Origin of the sequence: Rhodococcus sp. EPR-157 (assembly GCF_001647195.1) — a bacterium.
GTDB lineage: Bacteria > Actinomycetota > Actinomycetes > Mycobacteriales > Mycobacteriaceae > Rhodococcoides.
Genome location: NZ_LVCV01000395.1, coordinates 1 through 24,060 on the forward strand (window position 1 = coordinate 1; position 24,060 = coordinate 24,060).

Annotated in this window: 21 protein-coding genes and 2 pseudogenes; 11 read left to right on the forward strand and 12 right to left on the reverse strand. The window is 61.3% G+C overall.

Translation table 11 applies throughout. From position 1 onward, the window contains the following. The 8 genes and pseudogenes from A2J03_RS17970 to A2J03_RS18000 all read right to left on the reverse strand — a co-directional run. Window positions 1-541 (reverse strand): annotated as a pseudogene (locus tag A2J03_RS17970) (PD40 domain-containing protein); the annotation flags it as partial. A gap of 673 nt (window positions 542-1,214) precedes the next feature. Continuing rightward, window positions 1,215-2,468 carry an MCE family protein gene (locus A2J03_RS17975; RefSeq protein WP_068376489.1) on the reverse strand — a complete coding sequence of 418 codons (1,254 nt, stop codon included), beginning with the start codon at window positions 2,466-2,468 and terminating at the stop codon, window positions 1,215-1,217. Window positions 2,469-2,478: 10 nt separating this feature from the next. Next, window positions 2,479-2,796, reverse strand: a complete 318-nt coding sequence (locus A2J03_RS30045; protein WP_082897914.1) for a WhiB family transcriptional regulator — start codon at window positions 2,794-2,796, stop codon at window positions 2,479-2,481. After that, window positions 2,796-4,436, reverse strand: coding sequence for an FAD-dependent monooxygenase (locus A2J03_RS17980; protein WP_068376490.1), 1,641 nt, complete (start codon window positions 4,434-4,436; stop codon window positions 2,796-2,798). The genes A2J03_RS30045 and A2J03_RS17980 overlap by 1 nt, the downstream gene beginning before the upstream one ends. Window positions 4,437-4,561: 125 nt before the next feature. Continuing rightward, a complete protein-coding gene (locus A2J03_RS17985) occupies window positions 4,562-4,954 on the reverse strand; it encodes a hypothetical protein (protein ID WP_068376532.1) in 393 nt (130 codons plus the stop codon). Window positions 4,955-4,964: 10 nt separating this feature from the next. After that, window positions 4,965-6,107 (reverse strand): NAD(P)/FAD-dependent oxidoreductase, encoded by a 1,143-nt coding sequence (locus A2J03_RS17990; RefSeq protein ID WP_068376492.1) that lies wholly within the window; start codon window positions 6,105-6,107, stop codon window positions 4,965-4,967. Beyond that, window positions 6,104-6,301 (reverse strand): ferredoxin, encoded by a 198-nt coding sequence (locus A2J03_RS17995; protein ID WP_068376494.1) that lies wholly within the window; start codon window positions 6,299-6,301, stop codon window positions 6,104-6,106. Before A2J03_RS17995 ends, A2J03_RS17990 begins: the two co-directional genes overlap by 4 nt. Beyond that, the gene (locus A2J03_RS18000) at window positions 6,298-7,500 is read right to left on the reverse strand and encodes a cytochrome P450 (RefSeq protein ID WP_068376497.1); all 1,203 of its coding nucleotides are present in this window, start codon (window positions 7,498-7,500) and stop codon (window positions 6,298-6,300) included. Before A2J03_RS18000 ends, A2J03_RS17995 begins: the two co-directional genes overlap by 4 nt. Before the next feature lie 155 nt (window positions 7,501-7,655). On the opposite strand from A2J03_RS18000, the gene A2J03_RS18005 reads away from it, so the two are divergent. From A2J03_RS18005 to A2J03_RS18025, 4 genes are all read left to right on the forward strand, one after another. Further along, complete coding sequence (locus tag A2J03_RS18005; RefSeq protein WP_068376499.1) at window positions 7,656-8,330, forward strand: TetR/AcrR family transcriptional regulator; 675 nt, start codon at window positions 7,656-7,658, stop codon at window positions 8,328-8,330. Between the two features lie 251 nt (window positions 8,331-8,581). Continuing rightward, on the forward strand, window positions 8,582-9,181 hold the full coding sequence (locus A2J03_RS18015; protein ID WP_068376503.1) for a hypothetical protein: 600 nt from the start codon (window positions 8,582-8,584) through the stop codon (window positions 9,179-9,181). 204 nt (window positions 9,182-9,385) lie between these two features. After that, on the forward strand, window positions 9,386-9,664 hold the full coding sequence (locus A2J03_RS18020) for a DUF1905 domain-containing protein (RefSeq protein WP_156520443.1): 279 nt from the start codon (window positions 9,386-9,388) through the stop codon (window positions 9,662-9,664). Window positions 9,665-10,080: 416 nt separating this feature from the next. After that, window positions 10,081-11,577, forward strand: a complete 1,497-nt coding sequence (locus A2J03_RS18025) for a DUF4389 domain-containing protein (protein WP_068376507.1) — start codon at window positions 10,081-10,083, stop codon at window positions 11,575-11,577. Between the two features lie 45 nt (window positions 11,578-11,622). Here A2J03_RS18025 and A2J03_RS31195 read toward each other — a convergent pair whose 3' ends face one another. Both A2J03_RS31195 and A2J03_RS18030 read right to left on the reverse strand, forming a co-directional pair. Continuing rightward, window positions 11,623-11,835 (reverse strand): VOC family protein, encoded by a 213-nt coding sequence (locus tag A2J03_RS31195; RefSeq protein ID WP_331712381.1) that lies wholly within the window; start codon window positions 11,833-11,835, stop codon window positions 11,623-11,625. Then, window positions 11,832-12,764, reverse strand: a complete 933-nt coding sequence (locus A2J03_RS18030; RefSeq protein WP_068376509.1) for a LysR substrate-binding domain-containing protein — start codon at window positions 12,762-12,764, stop codon at window positions 11,832-11,834. Before A2J03_RS18030 ends, A2J03_RS31195 begins: the two co-directional genes overlap by 4 nt. A gap of 403 nt (window positions 12,765-13,167) precedes the next feature. On the opposite strand from A2J03_RS18030, the gene A2J03_RS18035 reads away from it, so the two are divergent. From A2J03_RS18035 to A2J03_RS18070, 7 genes are all read left to right on the forward strand, one after another. After that, complete coding sequence (locus A2J03_RS18035) at window positions 13,168-14,541, forward strand: APC family permease (protein WP_231912588.1); 1,374 nt, start codon at window positions 13,168-13,170, stop codon at window positions 14,539-14,541. Between the two features lie 295 nt (window positions 14,542-14,836). Beyond that, on the forward strand, window positions 14,837-15,643 hold the full coding sequence (locus tag A2J03_RS18045) for an SDR family NAD(P)-dependent oxidoreductase (protein ID WP_068376515.1): 807 nt from the start codon (window positions 14,837-14,839) through the stop codon (window positions 15,641-15,643). Window positions 15,644-15,760: 117 nt separating this feature from the next. Continuing rightward, window positions 15,761-16,915: an ATP-NAD kinase family protein gene (locus tag A2J03_RS18050; protein WP_068376517.1), complete on the forward strand. Its 1,155-nt coding sequence runs from the start codon at window positions 15,761-15,763 to the stop codon at window positions 16,913-16,915. A 35-nt stretch (window positions 16,916-16,950) separates the two neighbouring features. Beyond that, window positions 16,951-18,354, forward strand: coding sequence for an aminomethyl-transferring glycine dehydrogenase subunit GcvPA (gene gcvPA, locus A2J03_RS18055; protein ID WP_068376535.1), 1,404 nt, complete (start codon window positions 16,951-16,953; stop codon window positions 18,352-18,354). Then, the gene (gene gcvPB, locus A2J03_RS18060) at window positions 18,351-19,904 is read left to right on the forward strand and encodes an aminomethyl-transferring glycine dehydrogenase subunit GcvPB (protein WP_068376519.1); all 1,554 of its coding nucleotides are present in this window, start codon (window positions 18,351-18,353) and stop codon (window positions 19,902-19,904) included. The genes gcvPA and gcvPB overlap by 4 nt, the downstream gene beginning before the upstream one ends. A gap of 69 nt (window positions 19,905-19,973) precedes the next feature. Then, window positions 19,974-21,608, forward strand: coding sequence for an AMP-binding protein (locus A2J03_RS18065; RefSeq protein ID WP_068376521.1), 1,635 nt, complete (start codon window positions 19,974-19,976; stop codon window positions 21,606-21,608). Window positions 21,609-21,664: 56 nt separating this feature from the next. After that, window positions 21,665-22,972 (forward strand): ArgE/DapE family deacylase, encoded by a 1,308-nt coding sequence (locus tag A2J03_RS18070; protein WP_068376523.1) that lies wholly within the window; start codon window positions 21,665-21,667, stop codon window positions 22,970-22,972. A gap of 79 nt (window positions 22,973-23,051) precedes the next feature. On the opposite strand, the gene A2J03_RS18075 is transcribed toward A2J03_RS18070, so the two are convergent. Together A2J03_RS18075 and A2J03_RS31200 are read right to left on the reverse strand one after the other, a co-directional pair. Then, window positions 23,052-23,576: a hypothetical protein gene (locus A2J03_RS18075; RefSeq protein ID WP_068376525.1), complete on the reverse strand. Its 525-nt coding sequence runs from the start codon at window positions 23,574-23,576 to the stop codon at window positions 23,052-23,054. A 164-nt stretch (window positions 23,577-23,740) separates the two neighbouring features. After that, window positions 23,741-24,060, reverse strand: a pseudogene (locus A2J03_RS31200) (ethanolamine permease); the annotation flags it as partial.

The window sequence follows — 24,060 nt, forward strand, 5'->3', positions numbered from 1 at the left end:
CGCGCAGAAGCACCGTCGATTCTCCGCCGTCGACAGGCGCTTCGTTAAGGTACCCGCCGATGACGTAAACCACCCGTGAGCCATCCGGGGAGAACGTGGCTCCGAAGGCCGACTCTTCCTGCGCGATGACGTGTCTGTCGGATCCATCGGCGTTCATGATGTTGATGCTGCCGTTCGCGGTGAACGCGATCTTGGATCCGTCGGGAGAGAAGGTCGGTTGATAGCCACCCTCGTACACCGACGTCGATTCACCCGACTCGAGGTCGATGATCTCGATGAACCTGCCTCGGGCGTAAGCGAGCTGCTCGCCATCGGGAGAGAGGGCGGCGCCGTAACCGTAGTTCGGGTCCCGGCTGTCCTCGCCCACGGTCGGGGTGACCTGGCGCAAGCCGGAGCCGTCGATGTTCATGATAAATAGCTGGCCCCAACCGTCGTCGAAGGCCACGACCACCGGTGCCGGCTCGGGCGGAGGGTCGTCGGCGCATCCCGCCGCGAGCAGTGTCAGCGCGACGAGAGCGGAGATCAGCCGGATCCGATGCATCGGACAATCATCGCAGAACTATTGAGGCAAGGTCTGCGACATCCATGTGGACAGCGATGGCTTCGCCGCCCCGACTCTATGTTGTGGTCCACGGCCTTGCTCGCACCGTCCCGCGCCGAACAAGCCTTCAGACACGGGTCCGCCCCTGAGGTGTCCACGTGTCCAGAACTTCTCGCCCTCGGCCGGCGTTCTTGCGCGAGGTCGAGAGCGACAAACACTGGATGTGCCAGAGGCCATTCGAGTGTGTTGAAGTGCAGTTCGATTCGCTGCGGCGCCACGGCTGGAACGGGTACCACGCGTACGGAGGCGCGGGCGTTCGCGGGTGGTGTCCGCGGATCCGCGCGGTGTGACAGCGCGGCGGACGGTCGTCTGATCGGGCACGAAGAAGTCCAGTCGTTGGTCTTCGCGGAATGCCACGGGTGCGCCGTACATGGCGGCTGCGGCCGTGTCGGTCAGCACCCACCCGGATTGGTTACCGGGGGAGTCGAGCCAGTCGTAGCGGACGCTGAGCGGTCGCACCGCCCGGTAGTGGCAGGCGCTGGAGGTGTGTCGGTGGCGAGTGCCAGCGGTCGACGGCGAGCCAGAACAGCTCGGTTCCGAAGAGCTTGTTCTGGGCGTCGACCATGCTCTCTTGCCGCGGGCTTCTCGGCAATCGCGGCTGCGCTTTGGCCCTCTACCTACGCGGGGTGGCCCCGATCAGGGGTGCGAGTTGCGTGGCAATGGGATTGAGGTTGAGCTTGTCCGGATCGCCCTTCGGCTTGTTGTCCCAGGGTTGCGGCGTTTCCGGATCCGCGTACACGATGCGGCTGGAACTACGGACACCGGTGACACTGCCGTGAGGCGTCAGACAGTTCGCCTGCAAGTTCAACGGATAGTCCTCTCTGGTGGGATCGAAGTTCGGGTTCTTCGCCTTCTCCGCATCCAGGATCGATTGCGACTCTTCGTATCCGATGGTGCATGGCGGTGGATTGTTGGTTTCCAGGCCGGCAAAACTGAGGTGGGCGGTGCCGTCGCCTTGAACGAGTGTCGACGCCGCCGCAGCTATGACCGGCAGGAAAATCAGTAGAGGCCGGAGGGCAAATGATCTGGGGGCGTACAGGGCGGTGAGCGAATTGATGTTGTTCAGGTTCGTGGTCAGGGCAGGACCGCCGTCGGCAACGAGTGCGCCGATCTGATCGCTTGCGGCGGTGCCTGTCTCGATCATGCGCCGGATATCGGGGTCGCTGCTGCGTAGTTGTGCCGTAACGGCGTTCAGGTCTGCACTGAATTGCCCGATCGCCGACGACTGCTCGGACTGGGTGTCGAGTACTGTTCGGCTGTCCCGGATGAGTCCGAGCATCTCTGGCAGTGCTTCCTCGGCTGTCTCCGACACAGTGCCGAGCGAGTCCACGAGAACCTGCAGATCTTCTCCTCTGCCGTCGAACGCGGCACCGAGTTCCCTGACCGTTGTTGCGAGGTTGTCCAAGGGAATGGTCTTGATGAGCTGATCGGTACTGGCCAACACGTTCTCGACCGGTACGGGTGTTCGAGTGTCCACGGGAGCAATGGTCGACCCCTCCTCGAGGAACGGCCCGTCACTGTGTGTCGGCTGTAGATCGACGTACTGCTCGCCGATGGCCGATCGATTCGCCACAACGGCGAGCGCCGAGGCCGGAATGCTCGGACCTCCCGTGTCGAGCAGCAGCTCCACATCGATACCGTCGCGGGTCAGAGACAAGGTGCCGACGGTCCCGACGGGCACACCCCGGTAGGTGACCTCTGCGTTGGTGAAGATGCCGCCGGAGTCTGCGAACTCCGCGGTCACGCGGTACTGCCCGAAGCCGAGCAGGTTGTCGAGGCGGACGTACTTGCCGCCGATGTAGACGATGCCGATCACCGCGACGACAACGAATGCGATCAGCTGAATTCTTACCAGTGGTGTGACCACAGCGTCATCCCTATCGAATGTCGTTCTGTCTGAGTGTTGGTCGCGATCTACCGCGCAGGACTGCGCGTGCCGTCCGGTTTCGCTCGCGGGCCGTCAGACCGCCCCAGATGCCGTGTGGTTCTTGGTGTGCGATGGCGAAGCTTCGGCACTGCATGAGGACAGGGCAGCGGCCGCAGATCGTTTTGGCCTGCCGTTCCAATCGAAGCCGATGGTTCCCGGGCGGGGGAAAGAAGATGTCACTGGGTAGTTGGCGACAGGCGCCGCGCATTCGCCACAACCCATGTTCGGGTGCATCGTCGATGCGCGGTTGATCTCGCCCGGTGAGCATCAGGCCCGGTTCTCGGCAACGTGCAGTCCACCCACCACGGCCGCGGCCACCCTGCGGTGATCTCCCGGGGCGAACTCGTGGTCGCTGCAGTATATGAACCGATCGGGTCGAACAAGAAAGCCGTCGGCGCGGGCTCGTCGCATCTGCCGCTCGAGCACACCTTCGCTGTCCACGAAATGGCCAGCGGCGACTTTGTGGCTGGCGATCGACGAGGCGTATTCGAGCTTCACCTCGGCAACTCCGGCCTCCGCCAGTTGCTTTGGGATCGGCGCTGACGGGAAGCCGACCCAGGTCCATTTGTTGTCGAGCACGGTGTCCAGGCGTACGGGTGTGAGGTCCGATCCCACCACCCAGGGCTGTTTGATGAATGTTCCGCGTGGACTGCGGCGCGATGCTTCGATACCGAAGAACCCGCCCTTGGTGCCGAGTTTGTACAGCGGCTTGAGCCCATTGCCCGCGAGTAGGCGCGACACACCGGGTACTTTCGACGCCGCCACGAAGAGGCCATCGCGTATGCGCGCTGCGGCCTCGTTCTCGAGCATCACGATGCGGCCGATCCGTAGCGAAAACTTGGTCAGCTGTTCGACATTGAGTCGGCGCTCGGCTTCGTATGTCTGCAGTAGTTCCGTATCGGCGCTACCGTTGAGCACTGCATCGAGCTTCCAGCAGAGGTTCGCGGCGTCACGGACACCGGACGACACGCCCTGTCCGGCGAACGGCGGCATGATGTGCGCGGCATCCCCGGCCAGGAAAACCCGCCCTTTGCTCCACTGTTCGGCTTGCCTGATATGAAAGGTGTAACCCCAGCTACGGAAGATTTCTACCTGGTCGTAGTCGATTCCGCGTTCGGCCAGCAGACCGCGAAGGCCTGCCTCGGTCTGCAACTGCTCGACTGTTTCACCCTTGTTGACCCGGTACTCGACACGGTGGTAGCCCATCGGACACGGGCAGTCCACACCAGGCCGCCTGGGGTCGGAAATGAAAGTGAAATCCAACGGGGCATCGGCAGGGAGGTCGTACCACGCTCGCAGCTGAATGTCGAACCACGGTTCTTCGATGTGCTTGCCCGGCAAAGCAATACCGAGTAGCTTGCGTATCGAGCTCGATCCACCGTCGGCGGCGATCACGTAGCGCGACCTGATCAGCTGGTCGTCACCGCCGCCGTCGACGGGACGCAGGGTGATGGTGACCGAGTCGGCGTCCTGGCTGAGGCCGACGGCGTCGAAACCCGATCTAACGGTGACAGTGGGGAACCGGGTGATTCCCTCGCGAAGTACGCGCTCGAGTTCGGGTTGGTGGTAGTAAGCCATGCCCGGCACGCCCTGATCGCGGCTCTCTGCCGAGAACATCGACAGAAACGTCTTGTCGCCGTGCTTGAAATGCACGCGGACGTCAGCGGACATGGTGGCCAGCATCTCGTCGAACAAACCCAGCCCCTGCCAGACACGATGCGCGTCCTCGTCCGAGGCTATGGCTCGTTGGCGCGGATAGATCGAGATGTCGCGTTCGATCACCGCTGTGGTGATACCCCGCTGTCCTAGAAGATTCGCTGCCGTCGCACCGGTCGGACCCAACCCGATGATGACAACGTCGACATCCATATCGACGTCCCGGAGCACGCGAATGTTGTTGCTGGTCATACCATTCCTTCTGAGTGATCTGTACAGGTCCGCAAAGGCGGTATTCGAGCGGACGCCGGTCGCCTCCCCGGGGAGGGGACGCAATGGGCGCATTTCCGCGAGCCGAGGGCAGAGGCTGACCGCATCTACCGGGCGAGTTGCACGTCCGCGAGGGCACCGGCAATTACGAAGCCACCGGCAATGGCGCAGCCGGCCACCCGCGTCCTCTGGGGCAAGTGCGCGGTGAGAGCGAAGGCTGCGGTATCCCAGATGTCGACGGCCACGCCTGCGCGAAGCAGCGTGCGCACCGTCTTCGGGGCATACCTGGTTGCGGCGTACAGTCCGCCGCCGATGTAGATTTCGCGAATTCCGAAGGTGCGGGCAGCAGCTCGCGTGGTGGCGACCGCAGCATCGGGTCCGGCGAGCAATTCGTTGGCTCGGGTGGGTGCGACCATATGGGCGATGCCGATCGCGGCGCGTGCGAGTCCGACCGCCTCGGGGAGCCGACGAGCGAGGTTGGAGGGGGAGACGAAATTCATGAGCATTTCCTTATGTGGTGGGGATAACGGTCTCGCGAGCCAACCGTCTGAGTAGACCGACGGACTTCTTGATTCCGAAGGCAACGATGGTGGTGCGGCCGTCGTCGTGACTCCACTGCAGCAATGCCGATCCGTCCGCGACGGAGCCTTCGATGACGGTCGGCTCACCGAGCAGGGGGAGTGGACCGACAACTTTGATCGACAGCCCAAGGATCTCGGTCCAGAAGTAATCGTCGGTAGGTGCGCACGTCGGCTCGAGACCGAGCGCGGATGCCGCGGCCACTTTGCCCTGCGCGACCGCATTCGACCAGAACGGTGCTCGGCCGGACGCCTCTCGCGAGTAGGTGACATCTCCGGCAGCGAATACGTCGGGAACCGCTGTCGCGCAGAGTTCGTCTATACCCACCCCGCGCCCGTCGGCGATACCTGAGCCGTCGAGCCACCCTGTCTCGGGGACATCGCCGGCGCACGTGACGACCAGATCGGCAGTGAGAATTCGATCTGCGATCTCTATGCCCATGACGCGATCTCCGGTCAACGCGACCGGGGTCTCAGCCTGTACGAACTCGACCGATGCGGCTGCGGCCCTCGCGACGATCGCGTCGGACAGGTAGGGGCCCAGGAGCCGCTTCAGTGGAGGATCGATATCGACAACGGTCACCGCGATATCGCGCGCAACGCAGGCACTGGCGACCTCCATCCCGAGGAAGCCGGCTCCGACGACGATTGCGGTTCGAGCCTCGTCCAATGTCGGGCGCAGTGCACGGACGTCGGCGAACGTCCGTAATACGGTCTCTCCCGATTGATCCGGACCCGCGATACGACGCGCGGCCGCGCCGGTGGCCACGATCAAAGCGTCGTAGGAGATGTCGGTGCCGACGGCGGTGGTAACGGTACGTGCCTCGGTATTCACCGACACCGCGCGATCGACGATCGACGTGAGATCGAGATCCGACAGGTCCCACGTTTCCGCTTTGACCGCTTCATCCTTGAGGACGTGCTTCGACAGCGGCGGTCTTGCGTAGCAACCGTCGGGATCGGCACCGATCATGATCAGTGGGCCGTCGTGCCCGCGAGCACGGAGCTCACGAGCTGCGGTGCATGCGGCGATGGAATCTCCGACGATGACGATGCTGCGAGCGACCGACGTCACGCCTGTTCTCTCAATGCCGCGACCGGACACACACCGATGGCCGACCGCGCCGAGGGCGCGAGGTCGTCGGGAATGTCGTCGTTGTCGAATGCGTAGTGCAGTTCGCCTTCGTCGTCCAAACTGAACACTTTCGGTGCCTGGTCGGCGCATATCCCATGGCCCTCGCACCGATCCCAATCGACGTCGATTCTCACAGCTGTGTCCCTTCTGCCGCCACCAAGTGCAGTGGCAGACGTTCGTATCGATGAATGACGTTGTTGACGGCCCGCTTGGGCGTTCCGGCGGGCACGAATCGTTCGACCCGTCGCGCGAGCACCCGAAGCATGGTTTGCGTTTCCAAGCGCGCGAGACCCTGGCCCGCGCAACCGTGCACGCCGGATCCGAAGCCGAGCTGGCGAGCAGCGTCTCGGGTGATGTCGAAGGCATCGGGGTTGTCCCATTCGCGCTCGTCGCGGTTGGCCGATGCGTAGATCACCAGTACGCGTGCACCTTTCGGGACTCGTGATCCGTCGATCTCGACGTCGCGCACAGCTCGGCGCGAGAAGGCCCTGATGGGCGATTCGTACCGGACGACCTCGTTGACGGCATTGGGAATCAGATCCGGGTTCTGCCGGATCGCCTGCCACTGCTTGGGGTGCCGAGCGAACAGGTCGAGTGCACCGGAGATCGCACCGATGGTGGTGTCGAGCGAGGGTCCGAGGTAGTCGATCATCAGTGCCGGGCACGAGGACTTGGCGATCTTGTTCTCGTTGGCAGCTTTCAGAACGTCGTCGCCCATACTCCCGGGAATTACCGATCGTTCTCGCACCACCCGCCTCGAGAAGGCCAGCATTTCGGCGGCGCCCTTCACTGCGGCGACCGAGTGCCTATTGACGGGGCCGAGGGAGTCGAATGTTGCTCCCGCCCAGCGTAGGAGATCCTCACGCCCATCCTCGGGCCAACCCACGAGATCGGGCACGATCGACATCGGCAGCGCCGTCGCAAGGTCATCGACACCGTCGACGGACTGCTTGCTCAGGGCCGCGTCGACGATGCTCTCGGCCTTCTCCTCCACCGCCGACGTCATCTTTCGCACTGCCTTGGGGGTCAGGCGGTGAGCCAGGACCGAGCGCTTCGTTGCATGCTCGTCGCCGTCACTGTTGAGTGTCGTGCCGCGGCCCAATCTGTTGGCCACCGGGTTGAGTGCGACGCCGTCCCCCGAGACGAATGTCTCGTCGTCGAGCAACACTGCCCTGCAGTCGGCGTAACGCGAGATGGCGAACACCTGCTGATGCGGAAGCCACACCACGGGGCCGAGCGCGCGCAGCGTCGCGTAATGCGGGTACGGATCGAGAATGCTCTGGGTGGAGTAGATGTCTGTGCGGTACTGCGGGATCGAAAAGTTCGTTGTCATCAAGTCCTCGAGACAGCCACGGATCTGGCGATGCTCGCCAGTCTTTGACGATATCGTCACCCATGGGAGCCGCCCCCGTCAAGCTTTTTTGACGAATTCGTCATTTTTGTTCCGCGATAGGCTGCCCTTCTACATCCCGCGAGCAGGAGCACACCTTGGCCGAAGTCAACCGAATCGAGCGCCGGAAGGCTCGCACCAAAGCCGCGCTCGTCAAGGCTGCGCAAGGTTTCCTGGCCAGCGGCAACACCAACGCACCCGTTCTGGAAATCACCCAGGCCGCCGACGTCAGCAACGGATCGTTCTACAACTATTTCGAATCCAAAGAGGAGCTGTGGCAGGCGGCCATCGATGCAGCACTCGAATCCATCGGCGACTACCTCGATTCACTCACTGTCGGCCTGGACGACCCGGTCGAGAAGTTCACCCAGTCTTTTCGGTTGTCCGGACGACTCTTCCGCCTCGAGCCGCAACTGAGTCTCGTCCTGCTCAATTCCGAGGCTGCGGCGTTCGCCGCAGCCAGAGGTTTGGCGCCGCGTTCACGCCGCGATATCGAATCAGCCTTCGCCCAAGGACGATTCGACGTGGACGACGCAGATCTCGCACTCGCGATCGTGGCCGGTTCCCTGCTGTCCATGGGGCGGCTGCTGCTCGCCCAACCTGAGCGAGACGAGGCGACAACGGTCGATGGCACGACGGAGCGTGTGCTCAGAGCTTTGGGTGTCTCCGCCAGCGAGGCTCGTGGACTCTGCAGTACCGAGCTTCCGGAAATCTACGGCGTCGACGTGCGTGCAACCGTCGACACGACTGACAGCGCGAGCGAACACCACTGACGAGCTCGTCGATCGACCTGAGTCGATTGAAAAGCGGAGCGACCTCGTCGACGCTGGTCTGGGGATCCGTGACGCCCTCGACTTGGGCATAGTTGCGTTGCACGTGCAGCGAGCTCCGGCTGCCGTCGACCCTCACCCTATGCACGACGGCACGGTCTGGGTCCGTGGGGATCGTGCGCGACCAACACGAGCGGATCCGGCGTTCGAGCCCCGGCCGAGCAGAGCCATCACCGGCGAGGCACAGTGACAGGATGGCAAGTGAGCGTGGTTCGAAATCGGCGTGGTCGACGGCGGCGGTCGTCGTCGGCATCGTCGCGGTGGGCATCGTTGTCGCGGGGCTGCTCGACGACCCGCAGCCTGACGCCGTCGCGATTCCCGGCTGCGACGAGGTCATCCAGCCCGAGGACATGCAGCGGATCAACTACGCATTCGTCGGCGACGACTCCGCGCCAACCGGGTTCGACGCTACTACCATGTCCGACGCCCTGATTCAGGCGCTGCCCGCTGGAACCACGGTGAACCCCGATCCGATGTTTCCGCCGCTCACGTTCGACGTCGACGCCACCGCGCACGGAACTATCTCACTGGGCGGGGCGGCGGGCGACCTGACCGTCATGCTATCGACATCCGACCAACCCGTCGGGCCGTGTTTTGCCGGGTACGTCGATGAGCGTCGAACCCTCGGCGACGGCACCGCCGTCGACACGACGTTCGGCGAGACCAAGAGTCGTGTAAGGGTATACGCGCCCGACGGCAGCCGAGTCGACGCGTCCGCCGACAGCGTCCTGACGGTTCAGCAACTGACTGACATCGCGATGGCCCCCGGCCTCCGCGCGGGCCAACGCAACTGAATTCGCCGGGCAGGCGGTCGCTGATGGAGCTCAGTCGGTGGGTCGATTCGAGGTGCAGCCGTCCCCGAAGACGAAGAGGATCCAGTCTCGCTGTCACGGTTCGGCACAACCGAGTGATCGAACCGGCCTGACGGCAGCGATGAGTTCGACCGTCTGACATGGTCTGTATCCATCATGACCACCAACGCACGGCAGGAGCATCCCATGCCCGGACCATTGGACATCCGTTTCACCGCAACCCTCGGCAAAGCGCAGGAAGGGGACACGTGGACGTGCGTGAAGCTGCCCGATTCGGCGACCATTTTCGGCACCAACGGCTTGGTCAAGGTCACTGGGACCGTCGACGGCCACCCCTTCCAGGGCGCGTTCATGGCGCTCGGCGACGGTACACACAAGCTCCCGGTCAACTCTGCGGTCCGCAAGGCGATCGGCAAGTCCGACGGCGATGTGGTGACCGTGCACCTCACCGAGCGTCGCAACTGACTGCCCAGGCCAGCCATCGGCACGAAATTGCTGAATACCGTGATGCGGCCCGCTCCACCGGGGGTGTTGCGTTCGTCGGTCGACCCGCGTAAGCGAAGCGATTCCGCAAGGCGATAAGCGCCGCCCAGTGCCGCGGCATTGGTTATGGGCTCTCGAGATGTCGGCTGTGCCCGGCGCAGTGCCGAAGAACGCGGTCGAGTTGTAGTTGCGTAGCGCGCTGTCAGCGGTTTCCTGACGCGCGTCGTTGCCGGCTTCCGACGCTTGCGTCGCTACCTGTCGCCCGCAAAGTGTGACCAAATCCCAGCAAGCTGGTGACCACGGACCCTCATCGCCGCCTGCGTCGAAATCGCACGATGGCTACGCGACGATCTCTCGATTGTCGTCGATCTCCACCGTCATCCATCGAAGGAGCCTCGATGAAACCCGGCAAAGTGGTCATGCTCGTTTTCGGTAGTCTCTTCGCACTCATCGGTATCGCGTTGCTTGCCGCCGGCGCTTTTCTGTCCTGGGGTTATTTCGTTCAGCGCGACGGGGACGAGACCACACTCCCGACAGAGGAGTATCGAACTACGTCCAGTGCGCTCATCTCCGACAACTTCGACATTTTCGAATCCGAGGGCAGCCTCGACGCGCTGGGTATCGACAACCTTGGTTACGTCACGTTGAAGGCGACGCCCCTCGACACCGAATCAGAGGTGTTCATCGGGATAGGCCCAACTGATCAAGTTTCGCGATACTTGGATGGTGTTGCCCGCGCCCGGATCGACGAAGTCTCGTTCAATCCATTCTCGGTGACTTACGACGAGATACCGGGAGACCGTGCGGCCACTCCGCCCGTCGAAGAACAACTGTGGTCTTCGAGCGCGAGCGGGCCCGGCGTCCAAACACTCGAGTGGGATCTGCGAGACGGCTCTTGGACCGCTGTCGTGATGAACGCAGATGCCAGTCCTGGTGTGGCGGTGCAGCTGCAGCCCGGGGCTCATCTCGATTTCCTCGGTGCGCTGACCCTGGCGGTACTGGGAGCTGCGGCGGTATTCCTCATCGCTGGAGTGCCATTGATCGTGGTGAGCACGGTCGGAATGGGCCGGAAAATGCAGGTCGAAGCCAGCTCGGGCGGCACAGAACCAACTGGTGTGTCGGTGCAGGTTTCCAACCCAATCGCGCCGTACCCGGCCACACTCACCGGTATCCGCGACCCATCCCTGTCTCGTGGCTTGTGGTTGGTGAAATGGCTGCTGGCCATTCCTCACTACATCGTCCTGATGTTTCTCGGTATCGCATTCTTCGTCACGACCATCGTGGCTGGCTTTGCCATCCTGTTCACCGGTAGATATCCGCGCACTCTGTTCGAATTCAACGTCGGCGTGCTCCGCTGGGCGTGGCGGGTGCAGTTCTACGGCTACTCGGCCCTTGGAACCGATCGCTACCCTCCGTTCACCCTGCAACGCACCGACTATCCGGCCGACTTCGATGTCGAGTACCCCGAGAAACTGTCGCGCGGCCTCGTCCTCGTCAAATGGTGGTTGCTGGCCATCCCGCACTACATCGTCCTAGCTCTACTGGCAGGTGGCTGGTATGCGGGCTTCTACGTGGTCGACGGAGAAAATGCGCGCCCTTACCTCTTCAGTTCCCTACTCGGCATTCTCGTCGTCATCGTCGGACTGAGCCTTCTGTTCGTCGGTCGATATCCGAAAGAACTGGGCGACTTCATCATGGGCATCAATCGCTGGGCCTTTCGCGTCGCGGCCTACGCGGCTCTGATGCGCGATGAGTACCCCCCGTTCCGGCTGGATCAGGGTCCGCGTGAACCCGGAGCCGACATCGCTGGCCCAGGTCCTCGGAGTACGGACCCCGCTGGCCACGGCTCGGTATCACAAGACGAATCGGTCACGTCTTCGTTAGGACACAGCTGACACCGCGGATGGCTACAGGTCAGTCGGTCGATCAAGGCCCCCAGGTCAGTCCTTGGGGGCCTTGACGATGCAGAACGGGTGACGTTGCGGGTCGATCATGACTGTCCAATTCTCAGGGTCGGGTTGTGGGGCGGCAACGGTGGCGCCGAGCTTCACGAGGTCTTCTCTAGCTTGCTCGGGGCGGCCACATATACGTCGAGGTGGTGCAGCACACCCTCGAGTTGCTGGGCGACACTGTAGGCGAGAAGTACTCGTCAGTCGGCACTACCGCTCTCTATTCGCGTTACGAGGTCGCGGCGCTCGTCGCGGACCTTTCTCGAGACGGCGATGAATGCCTGGACCAGGGGAGTCGGTTGTCCGCGCCATCCGACGCAGAGCGTCGATCCCGGCACTTCGTCTAGAACTCGGTACACCAGCGACGCCCGGTGTGCGAATCGGTCCGTGCTCGGCACAGATACCGACAAAGTAACACCGGCCGCTACGTTGTCCAGTTCTTCGTCCATTGTTGCGGTGTCCCTGCTGATGCGGGGCAAACGGTCGTCGTCGATCCCGAGATCACGCAGTGTCCAAAACGCGCGCCAACGTGCGTCGTCGGTACGCGGCGCCGAAATCACCTGATCCTGCAAATCGGATAGGCGCACCGATTCCTGTGCAGCAAGAGGGTGCGAGCTCGTCATCCCTATTGCGAGCGGTTCGGTGAACAACACCTCGGTGTTCAGGTTGGTCAGATCGATGGGTAGCCGCAAGAACGCCACGTCGGTCTCTCCGGACCGCAGACCACAGGAGGGATCTGTCAGGTCGTAGCTTTCGATCCGCGGGCTGACGGAGGGGTGCCGACTCCTGAACTCCGAGATGATCAACGGAGTCAGTTCCAGTGCTGACGCGGCGAAAAACCCGATGCGTAGTACACCTGACATTTTGGAGTGCGCTCGGTGTGCGTCTGCCACACCTGCGTCCAGAACTACCAGGGCCTCACGCGCTGAACGGAGGAAGGCCTTGCCGGCGTCCGTCAGCTCGACGGTTCGCGTTGTCCTGTTGAGTAGCGGTACGCCTACATCGTGTTCGAGTTCGGTGATGCTGCGACTCAGACCCTGCTGCGAAACGTAGAGAGTCTCTGCTGCACGGGTGAAGTGAAGGGTCTCTGCCACCGCCACGAAGTGCCGTAAACGACGCGTATGAACATCCATCGAACTCGCTTTCGGTCTGTGCAGTTGCGACGCAACTCATCATGGACCGCCCGCCGCCGATTCACAACAGACCGGCGTAAATCGGAGCGAGAATTCTGTTTCCCTCGCCGCTGCGTCCTGCGGCACACTCACATCGAATGTGACGCGCATCTCTGCGGGTCTATCGATTCGATTGTGAAGGAGCGTCACCTTTCGCCTACGACGGAAAGGCGCTGCGTTCGGGACCACGCACGTCCAACGCGTGTGCGGTGCTCGACGACTGAATCGCTTGGACCCCCAATCATCATCTCGCACTCGCCCGATCGGCGAGAATGACCACCACGTCAGGTAGGCAGCTATGTCTCAACAATCGTCCTCTACATCTTCTGGCTCAGTCGTCGGTGTTGGTACCAGCACCGACCAGGTGCCTATCGGCAGGGGCATAGGCGTCCGAGGTGTCGTATTCCTGGTCGCTGCCGGTGCTGCCCCGCTTGCCGCCGCAGTAGCGGTGTTTCCAGTTGTGGTCAGTGCCAGCGAAAGTCCTGTGTCACCCTTGTTCTTCGTTGTCGCGGCGCTGGCTTTGGCTGTGTTCGCCGTCGGCTTCACTCGAATGGCCCATGAAGTCACAGACGCCAACGCATTCTACGACTTCATTCGTGCAGGCCTGGGCCACGTCTTCGGCCGGGGGGCGGCCACACTGGCGCTGGTGTCGTATGCGCTGCTGTTCGTCGCGCTCGTAGGATATCTGGGCGCTTCGACAGCAAGTGCCGTCGAGTACTTCGCCGGTGCCGTGATTCCGTGGTGGGCGTGGAGCACGTTGTGGCTGTTCATCACTGGTGTGTTGTCATACCGCGACATCGCGTTGAGTACCAAGGTTCTCGGTGTTTCGCTTGTGCTCGAAGTCGCGATCATGCTGGTGCTCGATTTCGTCATGGTGTTCCGTGGCGGGCCCGAGGGATTTACCACATCGCCCCTGAACCCACTCCATTTCAACGAAGGCACGCCGTCGCTCGGCCTGATGTTCGCCTTCTTCGGTTTCGTGGGCTTCGAGGCCACCGTTATTTTCCGGAGCGAGGCGCGCAATCCGCACCGAACAATTCCCCGAGCGACCTACGTGTCCATCATCGCCATCGGATTGTTCTACGCATTCAGTCTTTTCGCTGTCGCGGTAGGTACCGGCCCCAACAGTCTCGTCGCGAAAGCAACCGAGTCCCCGCAGACCCTGATCACCGAACTCGCATGGACGTTCCTAGGGGTCTTCGGGCAGGACGCCGTTCAGATTCTTGTCTTGATAAGTCTGTTCGGCTGCTTCTTGACTTTCCACAACGTGCTCGCTCGGTTCACATTCAACTTCGGCGCGGCAGGTCTGCTTCCCGCAGCGTTGGGTCGAGCCCATCCCCGCCATCACGCACCGTCGCGAGCATCTCTGGTTGTCACCATGTACTGCTTGCTCGCTATTGCAGGGTCCGTCGGGCTGGGGTTGGACCCTGTACTCGATCTCTACACGTGGTTCTCCGGCGCAGCGACTCTGGGAATCATCGTGTTGATGGCTTTGACCTCGTTGGCGGTCATGGTGTTCTTCCGTGGACACGAACGAGGATCATGGCTGACGACGTTCCTTGCGCCCAGTGTGTCGCTGGTGGCGTTCGGGGGACTCGTATTCTTGGTAGTCAAGAATTTTCCGTTGCTGGTCGGCGGCTACGGCGTGGCAGTGGCATTGATCGCGGTGCTGGCCATCGCATTCGTCGGTGGAGCAGCAAGCGCGTTGTTGGGCAGGTCTGCGGCGAGAAATCTGTAGTGGCCAGTTACTCGGCTTGCTGAAGCCACAACGGCACGCAGAGATCTGAGCATGCAACGTCGAGTCCGATCACACCAATCCACAACAAAAGTGCGTGAATCAGGATGGACTCGTTGTTTCTCTCGTCGCAAGAACTCCGACAGAATCAGAGCTACAACGGATGTGATGCGGACTCCGCAAGGGTGTCGCATCTGATGAACCAATACGACAACCTCCGAGACTTCGTTGCGCGCTTGCACGCCATCTTCTGCTCACCGAATTGGCGAGCGGCATCGTTCTACAGAAAGAAAACACCATGACCGGCCAGTTGGAGAACAGAAATATCGTCATCACCGGAGTCGCCGATCGTCGAGGCATCGGTTTCGGGAGCGCCCGGGTGCTGGCGCAAAAGGGTGCACTGCTGACGCTGGTGGACATCTCCGAGCAGGTCCACGAGCGCCGAGATGATCTCGAGCGCGAGGGGTTCGATGTCCGGTCCAACACTGTAGATCTGACGAATCATGTAGATGTTGTCGCCTTGATCGACCAGGTCGTGAAAGAAGCCGGCGTCATCGACGGCTTGGTGAATCTTGCCGGGATTGCAGCTCGGGCAAAGAAGGGTGACGATGTCGACTTCGATGTGCCGATACTTGCCACGACCTCGATAGAGTCATGGGAGCGAACCCTCGCCATCAATCTCACCACTCAATTCAATTGTGTACGTGCTGTTTTGCCGCACATGATCGAAAAGAGATACGGCAGAATCGTCAACTTCTCCTCGGTGACCGGGCCTGTCGGCGCTATCGCGGGCCTGGGCGCCTACGCAGCAGCCAAAGCAGGTGTTGTCGGACTCACCAAGTCGATCGCACTGGAGAATGGCAAGTTCGGAATCACGGCGAATGCGATCGCGCCCGGGTACGTCAACACCGCAGCGTTGACTCCCGGAATGCGCACCGGCGGCGAAAACACCCCGCTTGGGCGAAGCGGGGAACCTCGCGAAATTGGCGCTCTTGTGGGCTTTCTCGCATCTGAAGAGTCTTCGTACGTCACCGGTCAACTGATCACCGTCGATGGCGGAAACATGATCCAAGAATACAAGGGGCCTGGTGAATTGGTCCTTTGAGTGACCGCCTGCCGGCGCCGACCCACTCCATGGGATCGGCAACTATTGTCTCCGCCGCGCTCCGATTCGCACCGTAGCAATCGATCGCGTTGTGCGGCTTTCTGATAGGAGATCGACGTGCAAGTAGTCTGCGCAGGTGATGAGGACGCGACACCGCCCACACTGGGCCTGATCATCAACCCGGTGGCAGGGATGGGCGGCACCGTGGGTCTCAAGGGTACCGACGGAGCCGACATACTCCGCGAAGCGCTATCACGTGGCGCCCGGCCTGCAGCGCAAGCAAGAGCCGGCCAGGCGTTGACGCAACTCGCTGCTGGCACAGTAGCTTTCCGGCTCCTCACCGGTCCTGCTGAAATGGGTGAAGATGCAGTGCGCGCAGTAGGTCTGACACCGGAAGTAGTGTACGAACTGCGGGCTGATTGCTCAACTGCTGCCGACACTCGCGCAACCGCGGCCATCATGGCTGCTGTCCCGGTCGATCTGATCATGTTCGTCGGTGGCGACGGCACTGCACGGGATCTGTTTTCGTCAGTCGGCGATCGAGTCCCCGTTGTCGGAGTGCCCGCCGGTGTGAAGATGCACTCGGCAGTGTTCGGCACGAACCCTGCGAACGCCGGCCGACTAGCTGGACTGTACTTGACCCGAAATCCTGCGGCCAGGCTACGCGAGGCAGAGATCATGGACCTCGACGAGGCGGCGATTCGCAATGACAGAGTGTCCGCGCGCCTCTATGGCTATGCGCGCAGCCCTTTCGAGCGTCATCTCGTCCAGAACGCGAAGTCTGGCTCGCGTCCCGGGAGCGAGCAGGATATGGATGCCGCGGCTGACCAGCTGGCACGAGAGATGCGTCCTGACTGCCTGTATGTTCTTGGCCCGGGAACCACTACACAACGCATTGCCAGTGCGTTGAATCTGCACTCGACCCTCTTGGGCGTCGATGCCGTTCTCGACCGAAAAGTGATCGGAACCGACGTCGACGAAAGTGCGCTACTTCGACTGATGAGTGGTCGAGAGAGTCGAATAATCGTCAGCGTTCTCGGCGGCCAAGGCAGCCTGTTCGGGCGCGGCAACCAGCAAATCAGTGCGAAAGTAATTCGCAAAGCCGGACCCGGCAACGTTGTCGTTCTTTCGTCTATCGAGAAACTGATTGCGCTGGGCGGTGAGCCGCTCCGTGTCGATACCGGGGACATCGAATTGGATGAGAGGCTTGCCGGTCATATCAAAGTTCGGACGGGCGAAGATCGCAGCGTGATTTACAAAGTCGCTTCATGAAACCAGGCAATGAGATGAGACACAAGGTGGTATCGATGATCAACTCCCCAGCACATCCGTACATGGCGAATTCCGTGCCCGAGCTTCAACAGGAGATGCTCGACGCGATAGGCGTTGCCACCATCGAGGAGCTCTTTCAGCAAATACCCACCGACCATCGCACGACTCGGAAACTCGATCTGCCGCCCGCGCTCGGTGAAGCTGAACTCCGACGGCATATCGTGAACATCCTCGCAAAGAACCGAACGTGCGAGCAGAACTTGAACTTCCTTGGGGCAGGCCTGTGGCAACACCACGTGCCCGCAGCGTGCGACGAGCTGGTTCGCCGAAACGAATGGCTTACCTCGGTCTTCGGCGAGCCCAGCTCGGATCACGGCCGCAATCAAGCATGGTTCGAGTTCTGCAGCCAACTGGGTGAGCTGCTCGAACTCGATCTGGTGGGGCTACCTGTCCGGAGTTGGGGTTCCGCTGCGGGCCATGCCCTGCGAATGGCTGCCCGGATTACTCGACGCGCTGAAGTCGCGGTTGTCCGTGCGATCGATCCAGAGCGGTTGTCCGTCATCCGCAATTACTGTGAACCGACGGAGATGGAGAGCCACATCGGAGTCCGGTTGGTCGACTACGATCCTGCCAGCGGATTGATCGACCTGGACGATCTCCGGGCAGCAGTCGGTGAGCAGACTGCGGCGGTCTATTTCGAGACGCCATCCTATCTCGGCGTAATCGAGCAGCAAGGGGCCGAGATCGCGGCTATTGCGCGTGCCGCGGGCGCGGAGACGATCGTCGGTGTCGATCCCATTTCACTGGGCGTTCTTTCATCTCCAGTGGACTTCGGCGCGGACATCGTTGTCGGAACAATTCAGCCGCTTGGCATTCACATGCACACTGGCGGAGGAGTCGGTGGTTTCATCGCCTCACGCCACGAGGATCGCTACGCTCATCAGTACCCCACTTTGTTCATCAGCATTGCCGAAACGATCAAAACTGGGGAGTACGGATTCGGTCTCAGTCTTTTCGAGCAATCCTCCTATGGTTTGCGAGACAAAGGAAACGACTGGACCGGTCATTCGGTGTACATGTGGGCCATCGCTGCAACCACGTACATGGCGTTGATGGGTCCCCAAGGGTTCGAGGACATCGGGGGGACCATCCTGCAGCGCTCGCACTATGCGGCACAGTTGTTGTCCGAGATCGAGGGGATACGTGTCGCCTTCCCGTCGGGATTTTTCAAAGAGTTCGTCGTCAACTTCGATGACACGGGCAAGACCGTCGACGAGATCAACGCTGCATTGTTGGACAGTGGGATCTTCGGTGGGAAAAATCTGACATCGGAGTTCCCTGAGTTAGGTGCCAGCGCACTCTATTGCGTCACAGAAATTCATACGAAAGCTGATATCGATCGCCTGGTGGGCGCTCTCGGAAAGGTGATTACACAATGAGTACTAGGGTCAACGAAATTCAGGCCCCGGTTTGGAACGAACCGGTCATCATGGAAATGGGATACCCCGGCCGTCGGGGTGCGGTGATCGCGCAGGCCGAGGAAGGCATCGAAGCACGGGTTGGCGCAGCGGTCGACCTGATCCCCACTGCCGTCCGCCGACGCGACCGTCCGGCGTTGCCCGAGATGTCCGAGCCCGAGGTCCTGTACCACTACCTGCGCTTGTCACAACAGACGTTGGGAATGATGGGTGTCAGTCTGTTCGGAACATGCACGATGAAATACAACCCGCAGGTCAACGAGGCGCTTGCCTGGCGGCCGGAAGTCACCGAGGTACATCCGCTGCAGCACGAGGACACGCTCCAGGGAACACTGGAAATTGTGCACGGGATGGATCTCATCCTGCGTGAGCTCTCAGGGATGGACCAGTTCGTGTTTCAAGCTGGCGGAGGGGCGGAAGCGGCTTTCGTCAACGCCTCGGTCACTCGTGCATACCATGCCTCTCGGGGTGAGCTGGAACAGCGAAACGAAATCATCACAACTATCCAAACTCACCCCTGCAACGCCGCGACGGCTGCCGCCGCAGGCTTCAAGGTGATTACGTTGATGCTCGACGAGAACGGCTACCCGTCCCTTGATGCGCTGAAGGCTGCTGTGTCGAATCGGACCGCCGCTTTGATGGTCGGCAATCCCGATGACATGGGCGTCTACAACCCGGAGATGAAGGAGTGGGTGGAGATCGTCCACGAAGCTGGCGGCCTTTGTTTCTACGACAGCGCCAATTTCAATGGAACAATGTCGAAGATTCGACCCCGCGAAATAGGTTTCGATGCATGTATGTTCATGCTTCACAAGACCTTTGGCGCACCCAAGAGCGGCGTCGGAGGGCCCGCCACCGGCGCCTACGGGTGTTCGGCTGAGCTCGCCCCGTTCCTGCCCGCCCCGCTTGTCACCTTCGACGGTGAGCGCTACCACCTCGATGACGACCGCCCGAACAGTGTCGGCAAGATACGCGAATTCTGGGGCAACGTGCCTGTGATTCTCAAAGCGTACGCATGGGTGCGAGCAATGGGCGCCGAGGGGATAGCCCAAGCGTCCGACATCTCCGTCTTGGGGAACAACTACATGGAGAAGGGGCTACTCGCAATCCGCGGGGTGACGCGGTCGCACCCGGAGAGTACGAGCCCCCGCCTCGAAATGACGCGCTACAGCATGCAGACTCTCAAAGAAGACACCGGTGTCGACGTGCACGACGTGCAAAACCGTATGACTGACTTCGGAATCGACGCGATGTGGACCAGCCACGAACCATGGCTGATACCTGAGCCTTTCACGCCCGAGGCCGGCGAGATGTATGGAAAAGAGTCCTTGGATCGATGGATTGCAGTACTCGCCCAAATTTCGGATGAAGCTTATTCGAATCCTGAAGTCGTGAAATCCTCACCACATAACCAGGCAATCCATCGATTGAAGCCGGGCGTCACCGACGACCCCAGTACTCGCGCGATGACCTGGCGCGCCTTTCAGCGAACGCCCGCACAGACCCAGTAGAAGCAGATTCAGTCGACGGCAAGCGACTGAACACGCTGACTTGCAACGATAACGACCTCACCGCTTCGTATGGAAGGAGCCTTCGTGACAGGACTGGACACGCCGATAACGCCTCTGAAATTTCTCGAGCGCTCGGCCCAGGTACATCCCAACAAGACCGCGATCGTGGACGGGAAGCGGCGCATATCGTATTCCGACCTCGCGTCCATAGTGACACGTCTTGCGCATGGTCTGCGCGGGTCAGGAGTCGGACCCGGTGACCGAGTTGCCTATCTGGCAACCAATTCGGCCGAATTGCTGGCGGCACACTATGCAGTTCCGCTTATCGGCGGCGTACTGGTCGCAATCAACACACGACTGTCGCCACCGGAAATCGAGTACATATGCAACCATTCCGAGGCTGTTCTTCTCCTCGGCGAAGTCGACTTGCTCGAACAGCTGCAGAATACGTCCCTGCTGACAGTGCGGGAGAAAGTTCAACTTCCGCAGCAGAACGGTGGTTACGTGGACACCGAGCAGTCTCACATCACCTATGCAGCACTCATGGAACGCGGGGCCGAAGAGCCTTTGCCGTGGGAGGTCGACGACGAGACCCGAACGATCTCGATCAACTACACGTCGGGTACCACTGGTCGTCCGAAAGGAGTGATGTACACCCATCGCGGCGCGTACCTCAATTCTCTCAGTCAGATTCACCATCAGCACTTCGACACCGACACCAAATACCTGTGGACTTTGCCGATGTTCCATTGCAACGGCTGGTGCGGGCCTTGGGCGGTGACTGCCGCATCCGGAACTCACGTATGCATCCGTGCGGTTCGCGGTGACGCGATGTGGTCACTCATCGACAGCGAGAAGATCGACCACATGAGTGGTGCACCGACTGTTCTCACGAGGCTCGCCACTGCCGAAGCGGCGCATCCACTCGACCGCAGCCTGACTATCACTACCGCAGGAGCTCCACCCAGCCCGACCACCATCCGGGCAGTCAGAGCACTCGGAGCCGAGATAGTGCACGTGTACGGCCTGACCGAGACGTACGGCCCGTGTGCAGTCTGCGAACCCCAGGCAGAGTGGTCCGCGCTCGATGAGGACACACTTGCGAGGCTGCTGGCGCGTCAGGGCGTGGGAATGCTCGCCTCCGGCCCAGTGCGGGTGGTCCGCGCTGGACGCGGTCCGCATGGCGAACTCATCGACGTCGCCAGCGACGGTATCGAGATGGGCGAGATCGTCATGCGCGGAAACATCGTCATGAAAGGGTATTTCGGCGACGACGGGGCCACCGCAGAGGCCTTTTCCGGGGGCTGGTTCCACTCTGGTGACCTGGGAGTCATGCATCCGGATAGCTATATACAGCTCATGGACCGCGCGAAAGACATCGTCATTTCCGGCGGCGAGAACATCTCTACGATCGAAGTCGAGCAGGTTCTCATGTCCCATCCGTCGGTGTTGGACGTCGCCGTGATCGGCGTCCCGGACACGAAATGGGGAGAGCGACCCAAAGCGTTCGTGGTTCTCAGAACAGATTCCACGATCTCGGATTCCGATCTGACGCAGTACGTACGAGACCACATTGCAGCCTTCAAAGCGCCACGAGAGATTGTATTTCTACCCGAGTTACCGAAGACCTCGACCGGAAAGACTCGCAAGAACGAGTTGCGCGACCGCGAATGGCGTGGAGAGCGAGAGCGGATCCGAGGCTGATGCTCTCCACCCAGCCAATCCCTCAACGATCACATCAATCTCGAAAGGACGCGGACATGACAGAAGATGCAGTTCGTCGGGTACTCGCAGCGATCGAGGTCTCACGCGAAAGGATTGTCGACGACGTGAAACGATTGGTCGAGGTCCCCAGTGTGAATCCGAACTATCCTGGCGTGCGGCCCGAAGACTATCTCGGTCAGGAATCCGAGGCGAACCTCTTGCTCCGCGACAGATTCGGCTATCTGTTCGACAGCTCCCAATTGGTCAAGAGCGTAGCGAAACGCGAGAACCTCGCGGGCGTCGTGAAGGGCGGCGGCACTGGGCGGTCGCTGTTGCTCAACGGCCACATCGACGTCGTGCCGGCCGGAAACCTCGATACATGGACTGGTGACCCCTTCGTCGCGAAGGTAGTTTCCGGCCGAATACACGGCCGAGGGGCAAGCGACATGAAGAGCGGAGTGGTTGCCGCATTCAGTGCGATCGAAGCGATCCGAACGTCGGGTATCGACCTGGCCGGTGGCCTCGTGGTTCATTCCGTCGCAGGCGAAGAACTGGGCGAGCACGAAGTCGGGACAGGGTGCCTGCTGGAGAACGGATACACAGCGGACGCGGCAATAGTCGTCGAGCCATCCGCTAGTTTCGATTCCCCGCTGACGATCAACCCAACCGCTGCGAGCTTGTTGTGGGGTCGAGTCCGAGTCGAGGGGCTCGCCGGGCATCCAGGGCTGCGCCGCGAGCTGATACGGGCCGGCGGGGCCGGTGCACGGGCGGGCGTGAACGCGATCGACAAAGGCTACTTGGTCCTGCAAGCGCTGTACGGGATCGAAGAGCAATGGGGCCTGGGCAAGCAGCGCCCACTGTTCAAGCCAGGACACTTCGTCGTCATGCCCGGAACGATTCATGGACGTGGGAAAGACATCGACATTCCATTTGTCTTCGCCGAGTACTGTGAAATCGATTTCATCGTGTGGTATCCACCGGAGGACGACGCCGATGCAGTGAAGCTCGAGATCGAAAGTTTCGTCAACCGGTCGGTCTCTTTGGACCCCTGGTTGGCGGATCACCCACCCACCTACGAGTGGCTGGTCGAGTTTCCAGGATTCAGCACCCAAAATGATCACGAAATCGTCCGAACTCTCGGTAGCGCTCACGAACAGGGGACCGGCCTCACCGCAATAGTCGAAGCGTTTCCCGCCGCCTGCGATGCGACATGGATTGCTCGAACAGATATCCCGGTTGTGAATTACGGGCCGGGCCATCTGGCAAACGCCCACAAGCCGAACGAATACTGTGATGTGGACGAAATCATCTCCGCGACGAAGAGTTTGGCTCTCACAGCACTCGATTGGTGCGGTGTGAGGTGACCGTGCAGGCCGCCTCATCGAGCTGAACGAGAACACTCTCGGGACGTGGGCGGACATAGCTGCGGTCAACCCGCAGTCTTCATGTTGCCCGGGTCGCACGTGGGCGCCGCAAGGTGACTGGCAGGACAACTATCGTCGCCATCGCAACCTGAATCAGCGCGAGTGCGCTTGCGGCGAAAAACAGAACCTCGACCGGTCCGTCCAGCATGGACGCGGTCTCTGTTGGCCGGGCGGCTGGACCATGATGATGGCCGGTGGCACTTGCAGATTCGGCACCGCTTGTGGTTTCGGTGTGAGTCATCGAGAACATCAGCATTGCGTGCAGAACAAGCATGCCAGCGGCAAGCACACCCGCCGTGGACCAGTCGCGGATGGTGGGCTTTGTCCACAGGTGCCTGGCGCAGGCCACACAGGCGACGGCGAGTGCCAGCATCAGCAGGCTGGTGCCGGGGAAGAGAGCGAGATGGGTGAGCAGTACCGGGATATGTGCGACCACGCACACGAATGCTAGAAGGGCGGCGACTCTCCCAGCGGCGTTTGCCCGCACGGGATTTGCCGGCACCGTCGGCCGCCAACCGGCGGCGTCTGCGGTGGTAGTGGCCATAGAACACTCCTTTGGTATCCAAGTTGACCGTGGTCGAGCCGGGCCATACCGGGAACGAAGAGGGCGGTGCCGTTGGGGTTCGGCACTCGAGTTGCGCGACAGTCGTGCTGAGAGGGAGGAGACGGTCCGGTCCGCATTGTCATTCGAAGCGGACCGGACCGCGATCATCGGTTGTCGAGTTCTGATTCGGCCGCTTCGAGAGCCGCGAATTCTTCTTCTGGTGCCTTCGCGACGAGATGGTGTCGGCTGTAGAACGCGAAGTAGGCGATCATCACTGCGTACGCGGCGGCCGCATACAACACCACCGAGGGTTCGACCATGAACCCGGCGGCGAGGGCGGCGACTGCAAGAACCAGAGCGATTCCGGAGGTGAGCATCCCACCGGGGGTTCGGTAGGGGCGGTGCAAGTTCGGTTCCCGAACCCGCAAAACGATGTGCGAGATCATCATCAGTATGTACGAGACGGTGGCCCCGAACACCGAGA